Annotated in this window: 24 protein-coding genes; 21 read left to right on the forward strand and 3 right to left on the reverse strand. The window is 48.2% G+C overall.

The features are described from left to right. Positions 1-161: 161 nt before the first annotated feature. The 10 genes from M0651_RS09640 (at position 162) to M0651_RS09685 (ending at position 8,943) form a co-directional block, all read left to right on the forward strand. Positions 162-356 (forward strand): hypothetical protein, encoded by a 195-nt coding sequence (locus M0651_RS09640; protein ID WP_248551619.1) that lies wholly within the window; start codon positions 162-164, stop codon positions 354-356. Positions 357-456: 100 nt separating this feature from the next. Continuing rightward, a complete protein-coding gene (locus tag M0651_RS09645) occupies positions 457-1,392 on the forward strand; it encodes a DUF3991 and TOPRIM domain-containing protein (protein WP_169284778.1) in 936 nt (311 codons plus the stop codon). 757 nt (positions 1,393-2,149) lie between these two features. Then, a complete protein-coding gene (locus M0651_RS09650; RefSeq protein ID WP_248551620.1) occupies positions 2,150-2,515 on the forward strand; it encodes a plasmid mobilization protein in 366 nt (121 codons plus the stop codon). A 14-nt stretch (positions 2,516-2,529) separates the two neighbouring features. Then, complete coding sequence (locus M0651_RS09655; protein ID WP_169284777.1) at positions 2,530-3,921, forward strand: relaxase/mobilization nuclease domain-containing protein; 1,392 nt, start codon at positions 2,530-2,532, stop codon at positions 3,919-3,921. Further along, complete coding sequence (locus M0651_RS09660; RefSeq protein ID WP_169284776.1) at positions 3,863-4,825, forward strand: PcfB family protein; 963 nt, start codon at positions 3,863-3,865, stop codon at positions 4,823-4,825. Before M0651_RS09655 ends, M0651_RS09660 begins: the two co-directional genes overlap by 59 nt. Continuing rightward, positions 4,822-5,736 carry a hypothetical protein gene (locus tag M0651_RS09665; protein WP_049868196.1) on the forward strand — a complete coding sequence of 305 codons (915 nt, stop codon included), beginning with the start codon at positions 4,822-4,824 and terminating at the stop codon, positions 5,734-5,736. The genes M0651_RS09660 and M0651_RS09665 overlap by 4 nt, the downstream gene beginning before the upstream one ends. A 46-nt stretch (positions 5,737-5,782) precedes the next feature. Next, positions 5,783-5,974 carry a hypothetical protein gene (locus M0651_RS09670; RefSeq protein ID WP_021877380.1) on the forward strand — a complete coding sequence of 64 codons (192 nt, stop codon included), beginning with the start codon at positions 5,783-5,785 and terminating at the stop codon, positions 5,972-5,974. Then, entirely contained in the window at positions 5,961-7,730 is a 1,770-nt protein-coding gene (locus tag M0651_RS09675; RefSeq protein ID WP_169284775.1) for a VirD4-like conjugal transfer protein, CD1115 family, read from the forward strand. Before M0651_RS09670 ends, M0651_RS09675 begins: the two co-directional genes overlap by 14 nt. An 11-nt stretch (positions 7,731-7,741) precedes the next feature. Continuing rightward, positions 7,742-8,035, forward strand: coding sequence for a glutamyl-tRNA amidotransferase (locus tag M0651_RS09680; protein WP_248551689.1), 294 nt, complete (start codon positions 7,742-7,744; stop codon positions 8,033-8,035). 68 nt (positions 8,036-8,103) lie between these two features. Then, positions 8,104-8,943: a VirB6/TrbL-like conjugal transfer protein, CD1112 family gene (locus M0651_RS09685; RefSeq protein WP_094869230.1), complete on the forward strand. Its 840-nt coding sequence runs from the start codon at positions 8,104-8,106 to the stop codon at positions 8,941-8,943. A gap of 21 nt (positions 8,944-8,964) precedes the next feature. Here M0651_RS09685 and M0651_RS09690 read toward each other — a convergent pair whose 3' ends face one another. Further along, positions 8,965-9,300 carry a helix-turn-helix domain-containing protein gene (locus M0651_RS09690; protein ID WP_094869229.1) on the reverse strand — a complete coding sequence of 112 codons (336 nt, stop codon included), beginning with the start codon at positions 9,298-9,300 and terminating at the stop codon, positions 8,965-8,967. Positions 9,301-9,464: 164 nt separating this feature from the next. On the opposite strand from M0651_RS09690, the gene M0651_RS09695 reads away from it, so the two are divergent. The 8 genes from M0651_RS09695 to M0651_RS09730 all read left to right on the forward strand — a co-directional run bounded on the left by M0651_RS09695 (position 9,465) and on the right by M0651_RS09730 (position 16,832). Continuing rightward, positions 9,465-9,650 carry a hypothetical protein gene (locus tag M0651_RS09695; protein ID WP_094869228.1) on the forward strand — a complete coding sequence of 62 codons (186 nt, stop codon included), beginning with the start codon at positions 9,465-9,467 and terminating at the stop codon, positions 9,648-9,650. 25 nt (positions 9,651-9,675) lie between these two features. Then, positions 9,676-10,005, forward strand: a complete 330-nt coding sequence (locus M0651_RS09700; RefSeq protein WP_094869227.1) for a hypothetical protein — start codon at positions 9,676-9,678, stop codon at positions 10,003-10,005. Positions 10,006-10,029: 24 nt separating this feature from the next. Further along, positions 10,030-10,395, forward strand: coding sequence for a PrgI family protein (locus M0651_RS09705; RefSeq protein ID WP_101808189.1), 366 nt, complete (start codon positions 10,030-10,032; stop codon positions 10,393-10,395). Then, positions 10,388-12,721 carry a VirB4-like conjugal transfer ATPase, CD1110 family gene (locus M0651_RS09710; protein ID WP_169284774.1) on the forward strand — a complete coding sequence of 778 codons (2,334 nt, stop codon included), beginning with the start codon at positions 10,388-10,390 and terminating at the stop codon, positions 12,719-12,721. Before M0651_RS09705 ends, M0651_RS09710 begins: the two co-directional genes overlap by 8 nt. 144 nt (positions 12,722-12,865) lie before the next feature. After that, positions 12,866-13,615: a C40 family peptidase gene (locus M0651_RS09715; protein WP_169284773.1), complete on the forward strand. Its 750-nt coding sequence runs from the start codon at positions 12,866-12,868 to the stop codon at positions 13,613-13,615. Between the two features lie 276 nt (positions 13,616-13,891). Continuing rightward, complete coding sequence (gene lgt / locus M0651_RS09720) at positions 13,892-14,839, forward strand: prolipoprotein diacylglyceryl transferase (RefSeq protein ID WP_169284772.1); 948 nt, start codon at positions 13,892-13,894, stop codon at positions 14,837-14,839. A gap of 219 nt (positions 14,840-15,058) precedes the next feature. Next, entirely contained in the window at positions 15,059-15,745 is a 687-nt protein-coding gene (locus M0651_RS09725) for a response regulator transcription factor (protein WP_049868189.1), read from the forward strand. Further along, positions 15,732-16,832, forward strand: coding sequence for a sensor histidine kinase (locus M0651_RS09730; protein WP_169284771.1), 1,101 nt, complete (start codon positions 15,732-15,734; stop codon positions 16,830-16,832). Before M0651_RS09725 ends, M0651_RS09730 begins: the two co-directional genes overlap by 14 nt. 37 nt (positions 16,833-16,869) lie before the next feature. Here the strand turns inward: M0651_RS09730 and M0651_RS09735 are convergent, their stop codons facing one another. Beyond that, positions 16,870-18,303 carry a bifunctional metallophosphatase/5'-nucleotidase gene (locus M0651_RS09735; RefSeq protein WP_169284770.1) on the reverse strand — a complete coding sequence of 478 codons (1,434 nt, stop codon included), beginning with the start codon at positions 18,301-18,303 and terminating at the stop codon, positions 16,870-16,872. 136 nt (positions 18,304-18,439) lie between these two features. Between M0651_RS09735 and M0651_RS09740 the strand changes: the two genes are divergently transcribed. Next, positions 18,440-18,676, forward strand: a complete 237-nt coding sequence (locus M0651_RS09740) for a hypothetical protein (protein WP_169284769.1) — start codon at positions 18,440-18,442, stop codon at positions 18,674-18,676. Positions 18,677-18,694: 18 nt separating this feature from the next. Here M0651_RS09740 and M0651_RS09745 read toward each other — a convergent pair whose 3' ends face one another. Beyond that, a complete protein-coding gene (locus M0651_RS09745; protein ID WP_248551621.1) occupies positions 18,695-19,456 on the reverse strand; it encodes a C40 family peptidase in 762 nt (253 codons plus the stop codon). A gap of 175 nt (positions 19,457-19,631) precedes the next feature. Here M0651_RS09745 and M0651_RS09750 point away from each other — a divergent pair, with 175 nt between their 5' ends. After that, entirely contained in the window at positions 19,632-20,312 is a 681-nt protein-coding gene (locus M0651_RS09750) for a hypothetical protein (RefSeq protein WP_248551622.1), read from the forward strand. After that, positions 20,305-21,027 (forward strand): cytochrome c biogenesis CcdA family protein, encoded by a 723-nt coding sequence (locus tag M0651_RS09755; RefSeq protein WP_049868184.1) that lies wholly within the window; start codon positions 20,305-20,307, stop codon positions 21,025-21,027. The genes M0651_RS09750 and M0651_RS09755 overlap by 8 nt, the downstream gene beginning before the upstream one ends. Positions 21,028-21,033: the final 6 nt, after the last annotated feature.

Genomic DNA, 21,033 nt, shown 5'->3' on the forward strand with positions numbered 1-21,033 from the left:
AAGGTAAAATCACATGACGAAATGGACTCCGGCTTTGGGGTCCTTTTCGCATTTCTGGAGGAACGCACATGTTGTATGCCATCCCAAGCGGCGGCGGATGCTTTTGCCCAATTCTACCGCCTATTTGTTACGGAACCGATCCGACCGAGGAGGGAGAAACCGTGCCAGCATTAGAATTGATATCCAAAGGGAAGAACGGATTTGGCGACACGTATTATTACATCCGTGATTCGAACGGGGTGACCAGTCAAGTCTATGAAAGCGAGTTAGACGCATTCATGAAACAGAAAGGCGCTACAGAGTTGAGGGAAAGAAGTGCTTATCTGTATCCCAAAAAGAAGGGTAAGGCACGATGACCAAGTGCGGCAGGATGAAAGAAAATCAGCCTTACGATTAAGAGACACGAGTAATAAAGCCGTCGTCTCTTACTTACTTTTTTAGAGAGGAACTACGGTAATGAGCTATGTAAACAAGGAACAAATCGAACGTGCCAAGCAATGGGATCTGCTCACCTATCTACAATGTTTCGAACCATACGAACTGGTTCGTTGCTCACGCAACGCCTATTCGACCCGAACCCATGACAGCCTTAAAATCTCCAACGATAAATGGTTCTGGTGGTCTAGGGGGATCGGAGGTCGTTCTGCGCTGGACTACCTCATTAAAGTAAGAGGCATGTCGTTTCCCGATGCGGTGCTGCAAATTGACGGTAATCCGCCAGTTCACATGGCTCCGGCTACTTCTGCCATCCAGCAAGATGGTTCAAATGCGCGGCTGGAGCTTCCCGAACCGTATGAGACTTCGAATCGCGTCGTCGCTTATCTCTCCAAACGTGGCATTTCTCGCGATGTAATCGATTTTTGTCTCAAAACGGGACGACTGTACGAAAGCCGAATGTACCACAATGCGATTTTTGTTGGGTTTGATTTGCAAGGCACTCCGCGCTATGCGGCAATTCGCGGGACAACCAACACTCGATATCTGGGCGAAGCGCCAGGCAGCGATAAACGGTATTCGTTCGCTATACCGGCCGATGACAACGGCACCGAGCTGCATTTGTTTGAAAGTGCAATTGATCTCTTATCCTACTGCACCCTTGAGACAATTGCAGGGAAAGACTGGCGACAATCGCATCAACTGTCGCTGGCCGGGATATACAGCGCTAAGGAAAGCATCGCACCGGCTGCACTCACTAACTATTTGCAAAGCTACCCGGAAGTGAAGCGTCTGGTGTTTCATTTGGACAACGACGAACCGGGCCGTTCTGCGGCAGCGATGATTCGGCAATTATTCAGTCAAACTTATGAGATTTCTGACGAGCCGCCCTTCGTGAAAGATGTAAACGACGACCTGATGGTCTATCGTAAACAGCGCGAAGAGCCAACTCGATAAGGTATTCTGTATTTTGCTCGGCGTCGGGTGAAATCGCTGGGAACACAAGCGGTTCTGTGTTCTATTAATCTATTTCTTTGTTTGTTATAATACGGATGTACAACTGACTTGGGTGGGAAAGTATCGCCTCCAGAGCGGAGGTGATGCTTATGCAATTTTCGCTTACAGAAGTGATTATGCTCGGCATGTTCTTGCTGGCATTGCTCACATACCTGAAAAAGCGAAAATAACCCGCCCAGGTTAGCGCCGAGGGTACGGGTTATTTTCGAATAAGTCTTCTCTGGGAGGCTTCCCACCCAAATGTTGTACAGGGGAGTCGGATGGCGTCCGACTCCTTGTTTCTATTCTTATGATAGCACGGGACAATTATACGTGCAACTGATGCAAAGCATTGCGCCAATCAGACGCCTCTTTCCACCGTCAGATTATGGAATATTGCGCCATGCAGCAAAGGATGTGTGAACAACTTTAAGTGACAGACGCTGAGCGATCAGCGTCTTTTTGTCGTTTCGATGCCCCTCCCTTTTTCCCGGCAGGTGCCTTGAAGGGCAACGCGAGACGAATGTCTCGTGTTGTAGCAAGCACTGAATTTGGTCTCCCAAATTCGCTTGTTAGGGGCAAACCCCTAATACCCCTACCTCAACAGCACGCTGTTTTGTCAAGAATATAGGTTCAACAATGATCGGTATTTTTCAGAAACAGCAGAAACCATTCAGCTATTTCATGCGGGCCATTTCCTTTGAAGAAAGAAGTGAACATGATGAGAAGACGAGCGATTCGCATTCAGGTATGGGTGAACTATGATGAAAACACTAGACTCCAAGCGAGCGCGAAAAAATCGGGACTTTCACAGGAGGGTTATATTCGATCTCTCATTAATGGCTATGTTCCGAAGGCGATGCCGCCAAAAGACTATTTCGCGATGATGCGCGAGCTCCATGCCGTCGGCAATAACCTAAATCAACTCGCAGCGAAGGCCCATGCGACAGGTCATTTGGATCGGGCAGTTTTTCAGCAGGAAGCAGATCACTTGCGCCGCGCCGTCCAGCAGATTCAACAGGCCGTGACCGCACCGGAACCGAGAATCGAGCTACAAGGAAATTCTAACGTACATCCACCGTAAAGGGGACAGCGTACATGGCAACAACCGCAATATGGGATGTTACCGACCGCCTCAAGCGTGTGCTGGATTATGCCACCAATCCTGATAAAACCGATCAAGCGCGTGCAGCGCATGATGATTTACATCAGGTGCTCGCTTATACCAGCGCGGATGCGAAAACTGAAAAACAGCTTTACGTGAGCGGGATCAATTGCGATCCGCTCACCGCTTACGAGCAAATGCTGCGAACCAAACGACAATTTCAAAAGACCGATGGCATTGTAGCTTTTCATGGGTATCAGGCGTTTGCTCCGGGCGAAACGACGCCGGAGGTGGCACATGCCATTGGCGTCAAACTGGCACAGGAATTATGGGGGGAGCGCTTTGAAGTCGTGGTATCGACCCATTTGGACAAGGAGCATCTGCACAATCACTTCGTCTTAAACTCGGTGTCGTTTCTGGATGGTAAACGCTATTACGATAACAAAGCCTCTTACGCGCTGATGCGGCAAACATCCGATCGACTTTGCCGGGAGCATACCTTATCGGTCATCGAGCAGCCGGAACCGGGTAAGACCAAGCATTACGGCGAGTGGCGAGCGGAACAGGAGAGCAAGCCGACTTGGCGCGGGTTGATTCGCGAGGACATCGACGCCGCTATCGCCGCTGCCATGACGGTGACGCAATTCTTCGCGATCCTTAGAAAGCAGGGTTATGAAATGAAGTCGAACGTCAAGCATTTGGCGGTACGTCCGCCGGGCAAAGAGCGGTTTGTTCGATTGCGTAGTCTTGGCGATGAATATACGGAGCATGCGATAAAAGAGCGTATTCTGCAAAACCAGTTACCGCAGCGTCAGCCACCCATGCCGTTGCCGCGGCGCAGGCGAGCCGTCATCGTTCGCAGCACCCTGCACATCAGACGTAGATTTAGCGGTCTGCAAGCCTTGTATCTGCGGTACTTATTCAAGATGGGGATTCTGCCCCATTCCCGCGCGTCCCTCAAACGGACGTCTTTTTTATTGCGCGAAGACTTGCGGCATCTGACGGCCATTACGGAGCAGACCAGGCTGCTGTGTCGTCACGGCATTTCCAGCAAAGCACAATTGTTGGCTTACCACGCTGAGCTGCAAACAGAATTGCGGCAAGGATACGGCTCCCGCAAAATGCTGTACAACCGGCTTCGCCGCTGCCAGCATCCTGAGCAAATCGAATCGTACAAGTCGCAAATTGCCGAACTTTCCCGTCAGCTTGCGAAGCTCCGAAAGGAGGTGAGGCTTTGTACGGGCATTCTTGCCCGATCCAACGAACTGGCAAACAAGCTGCAACGTAACGAGGAAGACCAATCGACACGAAGGGAGGCCAATGTCCATGAGCAGCGGAACCGAAGCGGCCGATCAGGTCGTCAGCATGAGTCTTCGTGGCATTGAGGTCATGGCGAAAATCTCCGGCGAAGGCGCGAAGCATCTGGCCGTTTATTTGTTCGCCGCCCTGCAAGGGCAAAAACGAACAAGAGGCCGCATTCGCCTGGAAAGCTTGCTGCGCAGCGGCAAGGAGCTGAAGGTGTTTGCAGTACGAAATGAAGACTTGCCGACTTTTTGCAAAGAAGCGAAGCGGTACGGTGTCCTCTATTGCGCGCTGCGTGACAAGAAAAATGTGGACGGGCTTTGCGATGTCATGGTGCGGGCCGAGGATGCGTCCAAGATCAACCGAATCGTTGAACGCTTCAAGCTGGCGACCGTAGATACGGCCAGCATCAAGCAGGAGATTGTGAAGTCCCGCAGCGAGAAGCAGTCGGACGAGCGTAAAGGAGCGGCGCAACCACCAGAGCAACATGCCGTAACACCCGAAGAAGGAACCAGCGAGCCTCCAGCTTCAAACGAGGGCGCGGCAGTCAGTGAGGATTTTTTGGACGATCTGTTGGGAAAGCCCGAGCCGGCGGCGGAGGTTCAGCCGGTAAACGCGCAGCAGGGAGCCAATCAACCGGCGGCCGAGGCGTGGGAGGTCGAGCGAACGGAACCGGAGCGTCCGCTTCCCCTCCCGCCGACACAGGAGGAGAGGACAACGGAACCATCCTCTCCGTCCGCGCCTACCTCCGAGCGCAGCGCGGCATACGAAAGGGTTACGATTGACCCTGAAAAGCCGAAGGAAAAAGTGTCCGTCCGCCAATTGCTGCGTGAAATCCGGGAGGAAAACCGGGCGGCAGAGAGCAGACGGCGGAAGCAGGTGCAGGAACCGTCGTTGCCTAAGCGCAGAGATCGCGGGAAGTCGGCGTCCGGCAGTAAAGCATCCGTTCCGATGGCCGGGAGTCGAAAGCGAGGGAAATCGAAATGAGCGAACTGGACGAGTTATTCCAGCCCCAAGTCACGACGGCCTCCGGTCAGCGTGAGCAGCCGTTCGACAAAGAAGCATGGGCGCAAAAAAAGCAAGAACTGCGGCAGTGGACGTATGAGACGATTGATACTGCCACAGCCGACATTGCGCAAAACGGCGAACAATTTCAGCATTATCTGGACGTACAAAGCCGTTTTGATCTCTACAGCGTCGCGAATGCGCTGCTTATTCTCGCGCAGCGCCCGGATGCCACTCGCATTGCTGATTTTGATAGCTGGAAAGAACAAGGCGTCTATATCCGTCGCAAGGAAACCGGCCTCTACATCTTGGAGCCAGGCGAGGAATACAAGCGGGAAGATGGGAGTACCGCAATCAGCTACAACCCCAAGAAGATGTTCGATGTTGCGCAAACAACCGCACCGAAAAAGGAATCGCCGATCTACCCGGATGACCGCACGCGCATCAAGGCATTGATGGACCGGTCACCTATTCCGATTACGATTGGAGATAGCTTGCCTGCGGAGGTTCATGCGCTTTATCAGCCGGATACGCGAAGCATCGTGATACGTCGCGGACTTGGGGCTGGTGACATTTTTCGGGCGCTCGCACAGGAGCTGGCGCATGCGGAGATTGATCGCGGCCATAACGACTACAGCCGTTCACATTACAATTTTCAAGCTTACTGTGCTGCGTATATGCTTTGCAAAAAGTTCGGCGTCGAGACGGCTACTTTCCGCTTCGGCCGGGTTCACGAACGGCTCAAGGAGTTGGAGCCGCAGCATATTCGCGCCGAGCTGACGGTGATGAAGGATGCGGCACACGACATATCCCGTCGAATGCACCGTATGCTGGCCCAGCAGCGACAGCAGCAACAGCAGCAACAGAATCGCAGCGATTCCACCACCCGCTAGTCGTGGCATGAATCTGCTTTTCATTTTTCCGTTGGGAGGAGTGGCGATGAAAGAGGAAGAACGCATCCTGAGAATGGATCATTACGAGCATGGCATTGTCATCAACGCCTTAAATGCGCTCCGCAACGACTTGATCGGCCAGCAGCGGCCGACCGATCCTGTTGACGATTTACTGCTCAAAGCGATTGACGCTCCCTATCAAAAAATAAAGCGCCGGAGTCATCATGCGGCGCGCTGAAACCGCAAGGAGTAATCTTTTACTCTTTGCGGTTTTTTTTATTCCGGTCGTGTGGGCGGCGCTGCTTGCCGCCCCTGCTTTGTCAAAGGGATTACCTGCACTTCTGCTGCATCTCAGCGAAGCGATTAACCATCCCTTCCAGATTCAATGGGTCGAGGATACGCCGCGAAGCTTGTTGCTGTTCACGCTGACTTATGGGATTTCGGTCGGCATCTACTTGGCGTCCCCGCGCAACTATCGGCGGCGCGAAGAGCATGGCAGCGCACGATGGGGCAAGGCCGGACGGATAAATGCCAAGTATCGCGACAAGCAACCGGAACAAAACAAGATTCTGACGCAGCAGGTACGCATCGGCTTGGATGGCCGCAAGCATCTCCGGAACCTGAATGTTCTTGTCGTCGGCGGTTCCGGGTCCGGCAAAACAAGGTTTTACGCCAAGCCGAATGTTATGCAGGCGCATACGTCCTTTGTCGTGCTTGATCCAAAGGGCGAGATTCTTCGCGATACCGGCCATTTGCTCAAGTCCAAAGACTACGACATCAAGGTGCTGGACCTCATCAATCCGCACCGTTCGCATGGCTACAATCCATTCGCCTATTTGCAAGACGACAAGGATGTTCTCAAGCTGGTTACCAATCTGATTCGCAATACGACTCCTAAGGGCAGCAATACAAACGATCCCTTTTGGGAGCGTTCCGAGACCGCTTTGCTGGAAGCGCTCGTGCTGTACCTCCTGTATGAAGCGCCGCCGGAAGAGCAGAACTTTCCGATGGTGATGGATATGATCGCTGCTGCTGAGGTGCGGGAAGAGGACGAAACGTACCAAAGTCCACTTGATGAGCTGTTCGAGCGGCTGGCCATGCGCGATCCGGAACACCTTGCCGTCAAGCAGTACAACATTTTCAAGCTGGCGGCGGGCAAGACGGCCAAGTCCATTTTGATTGGCCTCGGCGTTCGGTTGGAGAAGTTCAACTTGCATACGATTGCGGGGATGAGCATAGTCGACGAAATGGAATTGCCCGTTATGGGGGAGAAGAAGACGGCGATGTTTGCCGTCATTCCCGATAACGACAGCAGCTTCAACTTCATTGTCGGCATGCTCTACACACAGCTTTTTCAATGCTTGATGTACGAAGCGGACTATCGGCACGGCGGACGTCTCCCGGTTCATGTTCACTTTGTGATGGACGAGTTCGCCAATGTAGCGCTTCCCGACGAATTTGACAAGCTGCTCTCCACGATGCGCAGCCGGGAAATTTCCGTTTCTATCATTTTGCAAAATTTAGCGCAGCTCAAGGCGCTGTACAAGGACGCATGGGAATCGATTGTGGGCAACTGCGACGAATTTTTGTACTTGGGCGGCAACGAACAGTCTACCCACAAATACGTCTCGGAGCTGCTTGGTAAGGAAACGATTGACACCAATACCTACGGCCAGAGCAAGGGGAGAAACGGCAGCTACTCGATCAATTACCAGCAATCAGGCCGCGAATTGCTCACACCCGACGAGGTGAGGCTGCTGGATAACCGCTTTTGCCTGCTCTTTATTCGTGGCGAACATCCAGTCCAGGACGACAAATATGATTTGCTCAAGCATCCTCATGTCTCGCTAACGACGGATGGTAACGGTCTTCCCTTTCAGCATGGCGGCGCGGAACACGCTTTGGACTGGCAATCCGTGTTCCTTCATGAAGACGGGGATTATGAACTTCTTTCGGAAGAAGAAGTAGAGTCGCTATTTATACGAAGGGAATGATGAACTTGAAAATGAAAACGAAACGGCTGCTGGCCCTGTACATCGTGCTGATCTTAGCGGGAACCGTATTCACCTCTACCGCTTATGCAGAAGGCGATCCAATGACGACAATCAACAACCTATCTACTTTTATATTCGGTTTAATCCGTGCGATCGGCATGATTATTCTCGGTTTTGGCATTGTTCAAATTGGGTTGTCGCTAAAGTCCCATGACCCTTCTCAGCGCGCAAACGGATTTTTGACACTCGCCGGCGGAGTCATTATTACGTTTACGAAGGAAATCCTTGCCCTGATTGCCGGATGAGCTTGAAGCTTTAGCATAAGGGGGGGCGGACGATTCGTCTGTCCCCTGTTTACGGAAGGGGTGAGAATATGGCAAAAAACAGTTGGGTCATCGACAATCTCGAAAATGCCTTGGATACCTGGAACGATAAGATGAATGAAATCTGGAGCCTCGTTACGCAATCGCCAGCGGATTTTAAGGGTGGCGGCGTATGGCGTGTGATTATTGATATTCATGGTGCGTTGCAAGCTACGGGATTGGCACTCCTGGTCTTATTTTTTGTGATTGGCGTTGTGAAGACTACCGGCAGCTTTGCGGAAGTGAAAAGGCCGGAGATGGCCGTCAAGCTGTTTATCCGCTTTGTGCTCGCCAAGGCGGTCGTAACCTATGGGCTGGAGTTGATGATGGCTCTCTTTACTATTGTACAGGGGATCATCTCAACGATGATGGGACGCTCCGGGTTCGGAACGTCAGAGGCTATGGCCTTGCCGGATACGGTAGCGCAAGCGATTGAAGACGTTGGCTTCTGGCAAAGCATTCCACTGTGGATCGTCACCATTCTCGGCAGTTTGTTCATTACGGTACTATCCTTTGTGATGATCCTTTCGGTGTACGGGCGCTTTTTCCGTATCTATTTGTATACGGCAATAGCCCCCGTTCCGCTGTCCGCATTTGCGGGGGAGCCAAGCCAAAATATCGGCAAGTCGTTCCTGAAAGGGTACGCGGCAGCGTGTCTGGAAGGCGCGATTATTGTACTGGCTTGTATCATCTATTCCGCTTTTGCCACCGCTCCCCCAGCCGTCGATGCTAGTGCGGGCGCGGTTACGATGGTGTGGACGTATATTGGGGAACTCATTTTCAACATGCTCGTTCTTGTCGGTACGGTAAAAATGGCAGATCGCATCGTGCGCGAAATGATGGGACTGTAACCACCTTGTGAATGATGGGAGTTATCGGATTGCTGTCAGAAAAAGCTTCAATAGCGCCAAAGCATCCTTACGCTGCTTTTCTGTGCATTGATTGAGCGCAGCCATAATCAATGCTGTTTCATCGTAAGGTGTGGAGCTCTCCTCTTGACCCAGAAGCAATTCATTAGGAGAAAGCTTGAGCAAATTGCAAATGCTGAACATCGTTTCAATGGACATCCCGGCTTTACCTCGTTCAATATCGGCGCAAAATCTTGGGACCCGTCCAATTCGTTCAGCCAGCTGTTCACGAGAAATTTCCAAAGCCTCTCGTTGCTTCCGAATGCGTTGCCCCACCTTCTTTTTATCGTAACCAATCATCAAGCGTCACCTCTTTAAAGGGGATGAGTTTATAACTCCCATTATGGAGAAGCACACAATTGACATAAATGAGATTAAAACTTACCATCGAAGTAGTCTTCTAACATACACCGTATTTCATTCAAAAATGTCGGCTCTCACAATAAAAACGGGAGGATGGATAAATGAACGAATTGTTAAGAAAGCTGGAAGAGGAGCGGCGAAAGCTGAATACGCTTGGTGAACAGTTAATAAAGCAATCCATTTCTTTATCCGGCCATCAAGCATTTCAAGAGCAAAGTCAGAAGGTCGATCAGCTAGTAGCCTGCTATCATCACATGAAAGCCAAGCAGAAGCAGCAGGTAAGGTAAAAGAGTTGTGGGGGGGAAGCAGGTAATGGAAATTCCACCGTGGTTTCGAACAGCTATTCAAGGTCGATTGGACTACGTTTCTGCACGATTCGAGCATCATCCTGATCTCAAGCGTGTTCGTGCTGAAGAAAAGAAGGCTTTTCAAGTCTTGTTTGTTGGTATGGATATTGGTCGTATGCCTGAATTTGAAGCTTGGGAGGACAGACATCATTTTAAACAATCGATTATCAATGAGTGGTTATATTTGCAAGGGATGAAGGATGGCTTTCAGCTTGCTGTGGAACTATTGAGCAATCCTGTGCCATTTGATGACGACACACTGTTCAAACCTGAATGCAACGAGCCTGAGGCGTAGACTGCTCATCCGGGAGGGATAAAAGTGGAAGTGAAAATCAACCGGGAAATCCGGGATTATACGGAAAGCTTGTTCTTCGGACTGTCCTTGCGGCAGTTCTTTTTTTCTGTTCTGGCGGTCGCTGCGGCGATTGGACTGTATTTCGGGCTGCGCAGTCATTTTGGACTGGAAACGCTCAGTTGGATGTGCATATTGGGGGCAGCTCCCTGCGCCGCGCTCGGGTTTATCCGCTATCACGGTATGACGGCGGAGCAACTATTGTGGGCGTATGTGAAGTCGGAGTTTCTGATGCCAAGACGGCTTGTCTTCCGCTCGACCAACATATACTACGAAGCGCTGAAAGGAAGCCTGCACAAGCGTGAGCAAGAAAGGATGAAGCGCAATGATTAAGACGCTCAGGCGGACCATGAAGCAGGACAAGGAGCGGTCTGTCATTCCCAAAAGCGTACAACAAGCGATCCCGATCCGCGCCATCTGGCCGGACGGGATTTTTGCTGTCGGCAACAAGTTCTCGAAGTCGTTCCGTTTCGCGGACATAAATTACGCTGTCGCATCGAGAGAGGACAAGGAGACGATGTTCCTTTCCTACTCCGAATTGCTTAATTCGTTTGACAGCGGCGCAACGACGAAGATTACGATTCACAATCGGCGGCTGAATCAGGCAGATGTAGAACGTTCCATTCTTATTCCGCTCCAGCACGACGGGCTGGATGTGTATCGGCAGGAGTACAACGACATGTTGCTTGGTAAAGCGACTGATGGCAACACAAATGGGACGATTCAAGAGAAATACATCACCATCTCCGTGGTTAAAAAGAATGTGGATGAAGCTCGCCATTACTTCGCGCGGGTCGGCACGGAGTTGACGGCGCATTTCTCTCGTCTCGGCTCGAAATGTACCGAGCTTGATGCGACTGACCGCCTGCGCATTCTGCATGACTTCTTCCGGATTGGCGAGGAAGCCGATTTTCGCTTCGACATGCAGGAGATGATGCGCAAGGGTCACGATTTCAAGGATTACATTTGCCCGGACACCTTCGAGTTTGCCAAAGATCATTTTCGGATGGGCGAATACTACGGTCGGGTCATCTTTCTGCGTGATTACGCCAGCTACATCAAGGACAGCATGGTAGCTGAACTGTGCGACTTGAACCGCAACTTGCTTCTATCGCTCGATGTGATCCCGATTCCGACCGACGAAGCTGTCCGCGAAGTGGAGAATCGACTGCTCGGTGTGGAAACGAACATTACGAATTGGCAACGGCGGCAAAATCGCAACAACAACTTTTCTGCTGTCATCCCTTACGACATGGAGCAGCAGCGCAAAGAAAGCAAGGAATTTCTTAGCGACCTGACCACACGCGACCAGCGGATGATGTTCGGACTACTTACGATGGTGCATGTCGCGGACAGCAAAGAACAACTCGATAGCGATACGGAGACATTGCTCACTACGGCCCGCAAGCATTTGTGCCAGTTTTCTACGCTCTCCTATCAGCAAATGGACGGTTTGAATACGGTGCTACCGTATGGGCTGCGAAAGGTTCATGCTTTGCGGACGCTCACGACTGAAAGTACGGCTGTCTTTATCCCGTTTCGAGCGCAGGAGATCGTGCATCCGGACGGCATTTATTACGGGCAAAACATCATCAGCAAAAATATGGTCGTCGCCAATCGAAAGCAACTGCTGAATGGAAACAGCTTTATCCTTGGCGTATCCGGTTCCGGTAAAAGCTTTGCCGCAAAACGGGAAATCGTCAACCAGATATTGGCGAGCGATGACGACATTATCCTGATTGACCCGGAGCGGGAGTATTCCGCTCTGGTAAATGCGCTGGGTGGCGAGACGATTCACATTTCTGCTACTTCGTCGAACCATATCAATGCGATGGATATGAACCGGGATTATGGCGACGGAGCCAATCCGATCATTCTTAAATCGGAATTCGTCCTGTCGTTGTGCGAGCAGTTGATCGGAGGACATCAGCTTGGAGCCAAGGAGAAGTCGCTCATCGATCGCTGTACCGCCGCTGTGTACCGCAAGTATTTGCGGAGCAACTATAAGGGACAGCCGCCGACATTGCAGGATTTTCGCGCGGAGCTGCTCAAGCAAGCAGAACCGGAGGCTCAGGACATCGCGCTGGCTATTGAATTATTTACTTCCGGCAGTCTGAATACGTTCGCCCAATCGACCAACGTCAACGTCCACAATCGGCTGATTTGCTACGATATTCTCGACTTGGGCAAGCAGCTTCTTCCCATCGGCATGCTGGTCGTACTCGACAACATCTTGAATCGGATTACGCAAAATCGCGCCAGAGGCAAGAATACGTTTATCTTTATTGATGAAATCTACCTTTTGTTTCAGCACGAATACAGCGCCAACTTCCTGTTCACGCTCTGGAAGCGTGTCCGAAAGTATGGCGCTTTTTGCACAGGGATTACGCAAAATGTGGACGATCTACTGCAAAGCCATACAGCCCGCACCATGCTCGCAAACAGTGAATTCATCGTCATGCTGAATCAGGCCAGCACCGACCGGATGGAGCTTGCCGAGTTGCTCAACATTTCGGATCTGCAACTGTCTTACATTACGAATGTTGACGCCGGGAATGGACTGATGAAGGTCGGCAGTTCCCTTGTACCGTTTAACGATAAGTTCCCGCGGCACACGAAACTGTATAACTTGATGACGACGAAGCCCGGCGAGCGGTAATAATCATTATGATCGTCGCGGCGCTGCTTTCCTCACCGTTCGGCATTTTTGTGGCTGACGAAAATACAGGACCCGACACAAAAAAATGATTCAAATCTTAGAGGAAATGGACGCCCAGTTTGCCGCTCGCATAGAGTGTTTACAATGGATCAACAGAGAGAGGAGTTGCTGCAGGCTGTTTTTTGGGATATGAATCAGATCGACTCGCAGCTCGAAACACTAGAGCATACAAGAACCGTTGCCGTTGAACAGAGTGATGGAAGTGTGGAGGAACAGTCGGTAACAGAATACGAGCACGTCCTGCAACTGTCGATTTCTACCCGAACAGCAGAGCAGCAAGCGACGCTCTATGGTTTTTCCACGGAACAGGTCGATTTGACGAATGAACTTCTATCGGTTGAATTTCGTCCCATGATGATGGCCATTCTTGGGAAGAACGGTGATACCGGATTAACGTCCGAACAGTCTGCGGCGGTTATATCCGATTTGCCCGCTGGTGTGCTTGGAAGCCAGGCTGTCGAACTGGCATTGACTCGGTTGGGCGATCCATACAGCCAGCTAAAAGCAGGAAAAGATAACTATACCGATTGTAGTTATCTAGTACAGTGGGTATATCGGCAATTAGGCGTTGAGGTGCCCCGAACGGCGGCAGAACAGGCGCGCTTTATCGCGGAAAACGAACTTTCCCTTACCTCCAATGAGCTAATAGCGGGTGATTTGATTTTCTGGAGCTATGAGGCGAACGGGAGATTTATGAATATTACACATGTTGGCATTTATGCCGGCGAAGGCAAGGTTATCGATGCCTCCTCCAGCCGGTTACAAGTTGTTTATCGCAATGTATTTGACGCCGAATTTCAAGTGATGTATGGGAGACCATATTATCAATCCTAATACGGGGATCGATACAAGAAAGCCGCTGTGCGTGCTGCAAAGATGCACACGGCTTTTTTATGTACAGTAAGAGACTTCCTTGTCACAGATTCGGCAAGTGTCTATATCATGTGTTATAATTCTTAAGAGGTAAGGCTTAAAAAACTTCCTTCCACTGTAAAATATTCACGAAAGAAATTAGGCTTGAGCCAAGAAGAACAAAATCCTATAAAGAAGCACGAGACTCGCACAACACATTTCAGTATAGGAGAAATAAAGATAGGAGAATGATCTCTCATGTTAGACCCGATAGCATTTTCGATAGGCCAGTTTTCTGTTCACTGGTATGGAATCATTATTGGATTGGGTGCTTTACTTGGTTTGATACTGATTTCTCATGAGGGAAAGCGATTTGGCATAAAGTCCGACTTTTTTATGGATCTGGTCTTGTATGGTCTTCCCTCTGCATTAATCGGAGCACGAATCTACTATGTAGCCTTTGAATGGGAAAATTATAAGAACAATCCCTTGGAAATGATTAACATATGGCATGGGGGTATTGCCATATATGGAGCTTTGATCGCTGCCATTGCGGCTGCTGTCATTTACACACGTAAAAAAGGCTATAATTTCTGGCGTATCGCAGATATATGCGCCCCAGGTTTAATCGTCGGTCAAATGATTGGACGTTGGGGAAACTTCATGAATCAAGAGGCTCACGGCGGTTCAGTATCAGAAAGTTTTCTGAGAAACACACTTCATCTTCCGAACTTTATAGTCAACCAGATGTATATCAACGGTCAATATTACCATCCGACATTTTTGTATGAGTCTGTCTGGAGCTTTGCAGGGCTCTTATTCCTTCTTTGGCTGCGCAGACGGCCGTTTTTGCGAGCTGGCGAGTTGTTTATGAGTTACTTCATTTGGTATTCGCTTGGACGTTTTTACATTGAAGGGGTTCGCACGGATAGCTTGGTTTTTGCCGGACCGGAATGGCTTGCCTCATTCCTTAAGACGACTTGGTCGCCAATGAGCTCGTTTGGTTGGGGGATGATGGAAGCAGGAAAGAACATTCGCATATCTCAGCTAATAGCAGTGCTGATAATTATAGCAGCAGTTGTATTCATCATAATTCGTCGAAATTGGTTCAAAGATAAGGTTAGATATTCCGATCCCATTGTTCCACAAAAGTCCATGAAGCATGCACCATTGACGATTGAAGGGAAACCAACGCCAGAAGGTTGACGTCAAGCATATAAACAAACCGGAACCATGGCAACTTTAGTTGCAAGGTTCCGGTTTGTTTTCTTTTAATTTCCGTGAACAAGGATCTATAGACTCACCGTAGAGCTATGATTACGACCCTGTCAGAAACCGATATCCAAATTGTAGTTCTGGAATGAACTTTAACGTTTCTTTAAACTATCCTTATAAAATGAAAACCTACTCTAGGGAGGGGAACGCATGCTGGGAAAAAACATATTGATCATCGAAGATGATCCGAAAATAAGAAAGCTGCTTAAACTATATCTGGAAAGAGAAGGGTACGAAGTATTAGAGGCTGAAAATGGAGAAGAAGGAAAGGAGGCTTTTCAAAAGCATGATCCTTGTTTCGTCATTACAGACCTGATGATGCCGAAGCTAAGCGGTGAAGAATTATGCACGTGGATTCGCTGCGAACTCAAAAGTGATATTCCCATTATTATGTTGACGGCCAAAATTACGGAATCAGAGCGGATTGAAGGACTTCAAATGGGTGCTGATGATTATGTAACAAAGCCTTTCAGCCCTCAAGAAGTGGTCACACGGGTGAATACTGTACTTCGACGAACATCAAATCGATGCAGCAAAATTAGTTTTAAAGGATTGACAATAAAACCTTTGCGTGGAGAAGTCAAATATAACGGGAACATTGTCCCTCTTACTCAGCATGAGTTTAAACTGTTGTACTTTTTTATGAGACATCCCAATCAAATCTTATCGCGTGAGCAAATTTTATGCGAGCTTTATCCGAACGAAGAGAAAAATGTGATCGACCGCACGGTAGATGTTCATGTGGGAAAGCTAAGGGAAAAGATCGAGACATCGAGCGATGTCCCGTGTTTTTTTGAAACGATCCGTGGAATGGGGTATCGCTTTGTCGCAAATTAAGCAGTTTAGTACATGGAAGCAGCATATAACTTGGAAATTAATTGCGGTTAACGTTCTGGTCATGCTCATTGTCATCTGGCTAGTAGGTGTTTCAGTCAAGGATTTTGCTTGTGTTCTTGTAGAAAAGTATCGACTTGTCGGTGAAGATAAGAACATTTTCTTTAACAGAACCATGCATTTTTATCTGATTCGGGCAAGTTTGCTAGCAATCGTTGTTGCCGCGCTCATCCATTTTGTGTTTATCAAGAAAATACTTTCTCCTTTAAAACGTTTGACCCAATTGACACGGCAGCTAATGGACGGATCATACCCAGAGCCCATTAAAGTATCGTCAGTGGATGAAATTGGCCAATTGACTCAGTATTTTAACGATTTGACTCAGACTTTAAAGCAGACTGAAGAAAATCGCAAAAGGATGCTAAGCAACATATCTCACGATTTACGAACACCTCTTAGCAATCTAAACGGCTACCTGGAGGCATTAAGCAGCGGTGTGATTGTCGGGGATAAAGACTTGTATCTGTCACTGCTGGAAGAGTCTCAGCATATTACCCGGCTTGTGGAGCAGTTGCATCAGCTTTCTGTATGGGAGGATCGACAAGCTGCAAGCATGACTTACAGCAATATACAAATCGATGACCTGATTACTCGGTGCACGCAGTCTTTTCAATGGGAACTTCAAAGCAACAATATGGAGTTGGAAGTATCTGTTTCACAAGACGTTGTCATCGGTGACGAAGGCGGATTAAGACAGGTGTTAAACAATCTGATACAGAATGCGATAAGCTATAATACGGGACGGATGATTTGGGTGATCGGGGTTATCGAACCTCTTCAGTATCGAATCACCGTCAGTAATGTTGGCGAGCCAATACCTGAAGAGGTGCGCGGATTTGTATTTGAACGTTTTTTTCAAGCGGATCCATCGAGACATCGCGGAGAGAAAGCAAAAGGAAGCGGGCTTGGTTTGGCTATTGTAAAAGAAATTGTGAAGAAGCATGGAGGCAGAGTGGGACTGGAGTCGGAGAATAATAAACATTCGTTTTGGGTAACACTGCCTCGCAACTCGAAAAAAAATTTGAAATAACAAAACAGACCGGCATGGATTGCACCGGTTTGTTTTGCTATATGCAAAAAATTTTGGGTGTATCACTGATTTCAATTTTCTTGTAAGACTTAAAATACTGTGTAATCACATCGTGAGCATGGATCCCTAGCTTCTTCTTAAGTGGATCATAGTGGTATAGAATTTGTTCACCTGCGCTCACAATTCGATAGGTGGTTCCTAGCTTCAATGGTTTTCCTTGGATAAGAAAATGTTCAATTCGATGGCCAGGCGGATTATAAGGTTTGTAAGCCATTGTGATGCCGCTTGCCCGCATGACATATCCCCCTTTTTGGTGGAAAGGATCAGGGGAGAAGACCTGTTCCAGATTAGATTCAAAAGCCTCCAGAATCTGTTTGCCATCCAGTTCTACGGTGAAAAGCTCTGGATTTGTCGGAATGATTTGATATAAGTCCCGCAAGGTTACGAGACCTGGCAGAATAGGGGCTCCGTATCTCCAACCATGTGATAAAGCAATATCGGCTTCGACAGAATGGAGATAAGCATCGGTAATTAGTCGATCCATTGGCGTTTCATTGAGGAACATGCGATGCAGCGGTGTCTGTAGTTCCCCAATGATCTCACTTAAATGCGTTTCATGCCTTTCGTTAATTTCAACAATTAATTTGGAGATTTCCGGATCTTCTTCGAATTCATGTGCAAATAGCGGAATAAGACGATGTTGAACCTTCGTTATCATGCCGGATTCAAAATTCAGTTCAAACTGCCCAAGAAACGAAGAACTGGCTCCGGATTGAATAATCCATGTTCCATTTTGTCTAATGGGATGGGTAAGTCGATCATGACTGTGACCGCTTAAAATAATATCGATTCCTTCGATATTGGAAGCGGCTTTCACGTCCAGGGGCAGTCCCATATGGCTCAATACGATTACGAGATCACACTTATCTTCCACCCGTAATTTTCGTATGTTCCGGCTCATCTCAGCTAGATCAAGTGAGAAAGACAATCCCTCGGAAAAAGCAGGTGGCATCGTTTGATCTACAAATGAGTAGGTCCATCCCGTCATACCTATACGAATTCCGCCCATTTCTTTAATCCACTGCGTCTTAAGCGGGGCGGCAGCGGATGAAGATTTCATATTCATTGCCAGGGCCGGAAAAGAAACCTGATCCAAGAGAGCAAACAACTGTGATGGGCCATACGCATAATCCCAATTTCCTGGAACGAATGCGTCAAGCGGCATCATTTTCAATAATGGGATAATGGCTTCTCCTTTGGACAATACAAGAGGAGCTGTGCCATGAAACAAATCGCCTCCGTCGACAAAAAGGACATGGGGACGTCTTTTTTTTAGTTCTGTTACATATCGATGTATGCGCGAAAACCCTCCACATGTCATATACGAAGGTTGTGTATCATGCCAAAAAAATTCAGGATGGGCATCCAAACAACCATGCGTATCGTTTTGCTGAATTATGGTAAGTTCCATCTTCTCTCCTCTTCTCTGCAAGTGATTCATACCTACATAGTAGTATAGGCAAACCAATCATTGCCAAACCTAGCTTTATTAAAACTTAACACCCCTCCGATAGTATTGAAGCACGGTGCTTAGGAGGTCGTTTAAGATGAATGAAGGATATCGGACTTTGATCTGTGAAATATTGATATTGACCTATTTGGATATATCCCCCAGACCAAAGAAAGGAGGGAAGAATTTTCAAAACCGACAAGAAGCGCTTGCTTTTTTGAATACGGCTTGGTTTGAAGTGCTATGTGCAGGTATAGAACTGGAACCTGAAATCGTGAGAAGGAAGATGCTTCAAATTTCCAATTCTGATAGTTTGAAAAGGAAGGGACAATAGCATCCCTTCCTTACACATCTATTTTATAGCGCTTCCGCCAAATACAAATCGGTACTCCCAATGCTTCCCTTCAATTTGATCGATTCGAACCCCGCCCGATTTCTCGGAATACGTATGCAGAATTTTCCCATTTCCTAGATAGATTCCATTATGGGTAATTCGCTGCGAGGATTTATTGATTCCGGAGTAGTCACTACTTTTACTCCCCTCGTAGGACATAAAGAACATAATATCTCCAGGATGCAGCTCCCTCCAGTTTGTCGTAGTAGCTCCAATTTTCTTTACATAAGCAGCCTGGGTTCTTGAATTCCCTGGAAGAATAACTCCGGCTCCATCTTTAAAGGCTTGTCTGACGAAATCAGAACAATCGAACGTTTGGGTATTGGAACGGCTTGAACCGAATACATAAGGCGTTCCCAAGTACTTCATACCCGCGTCAATAATGCTCTTGGGCGTCCCAGATACCGGTTCAGCAGGCTTGTCCGTAACGGAACCATTCGTTTTTATGAACTGACTTTGAGTGGTTACGTACCCAGTTTGACCACGCAGGTCCTTGATTTTAAACCAATACTGATTTACTTGTTCCAATATATCGACATGTTCACCGGCTTTTAGATAACGAATGCGGTCACCGCTTAGGGAAGGCTTCTCACGAAAGTTAACACTTTTTTCGATGATTCCTTCTTGACCCGCGGCCGAAACCGTAGGTTGTCCCGCTATAATTGAGCCACAAATTAGAGCAGAAGCGAGTAAAGACAAGGTCATTTTTTTCTTCAGCATTGTAATACCTCCTGTAGTTTTGTAATTTACCGTAGCGAAAAGGATGCGCTAACGGTTTAAGCAAAGCCTATCACAGGAGGTTAGTTGGACTTGGAGGTAATTTCCCCCAATGGAGAGCTTTATCATTTCTTTAAAGAAGAAGATTAGGCTTTACGTGAGAAGGAGGTGAAGAGAATTGCAAAATATACAGATCGGATCTTTCGTTCTAAATGGGCAACTGATTCTTTATCTGAGTTATGGAGCGGGAGGCTGGTTGATGCTGCAGTATCGGCTTAGAGGCAGCTTGGAGCGTCGGATATACTTGTCCGATGCAGCGAATGCATTCTGGCTGTGGTTGCTCGTTTGGAAAGGAAGCTTTCTGATCTTTTATCCCATAGATGTGATCACACAACCCATGTCTTTACTTTATTTTGATGGTGGGGAACGCGGAAGATGGATAGCAAGTCTGGTTACGGCTTCCTATATCTGGTACAGAAATTCGAAACAAAATTTAAGCGTCAAAATGTGGATCGATATGGGGATTTGGTTTACTTTATCGGGCTGGTTGGTCTATCACTTGTTGTTGCTTATTACAGGCGAGGAGTCTTCCTTGTATCATACAGCAAACGCTGGAATGACTGTTCTTCTCCTGATCTCATTATTGGTTTCTCAAAAAGGATCCGATTCGGGAAGTGGATTAAACCATGCCGTTTGGTTTTCGATCGGAAATGTGTTGCTTTCGTTTCTGGTTGCCGATCGTCCGGTATGGTTGTTGTCCTTCAGTAAACAGCAGATCATTTTTCTATTGGCTGCCGCGTGTTTAACAGGATGGTCCTGGTTGGATGAAAAGCAACAGAAAGGAGGTCCTCATGGATAATCTTACAATCCTGGTAGCCTTTGCAGCGGGGATGCTTTCTTTTTTATCCCCTTGCGTATTTCCGCTTATCCCCGCTTATATTTCCCATTTAACAGGCTCTACCTTTCAAGATGGCAAACTTGTCGTGAATCGGTGGAATCTGAGCCTTCAGGCGTTTAGTTTTATCGTGGGGTTTAGTCTGATTTTTATTACGATGGGTGCGTCTGCAAGCTTCATTGGACGCTTCTTCGCGCAAGAACGCGAGCTGGTACAAAGAATAAGCGGTCTGTTGATTGTTGTGTTTGGTCTGCAAATGGCCGGATTTCTAAATTTTCGTCTGCTGATGTCCGGTAGAACGTGGCAAACCAAACCAACTGCGAGCCGCGGCATAATCCGTTCGCTTCTTACTGGTGTGGCGTTTGGAGCAGGTTGGAGTCCATGCGTTGGGTTGGCGTTATCGTCTATTTTGCTTCTGGCCGGATCTACGGAGACACTGTGGAACGGAATAGGGATGCTGGCCGTGTATTCGTTTGGGTTGGGAGTTCCTTTTCTATTGATTTCGTGGTTGTTGACGTATTCGATGAGCATGATGAAAAAAATGAATCGATGGATGCCTCTTCTGTCGAAAATTAACGGTTGGCTTCTTATTGGAATGGGACTGCTGCTATTTACCGGCCAATTGCAAAAGATCAGTGCTTGGCTTTCTCAATATACATTTTGGGACATTACATTCTAACAAGGG

The organism is Paenibacillus mellifer (assembly GCF_023195895.1).
Classification (GTDB): domain Bacteria; phylum Bacillota; class Bacilli; order Paenibacillales; family Paenibacillaceae; genus Fontibacillus; species Fontibacillus mellifer.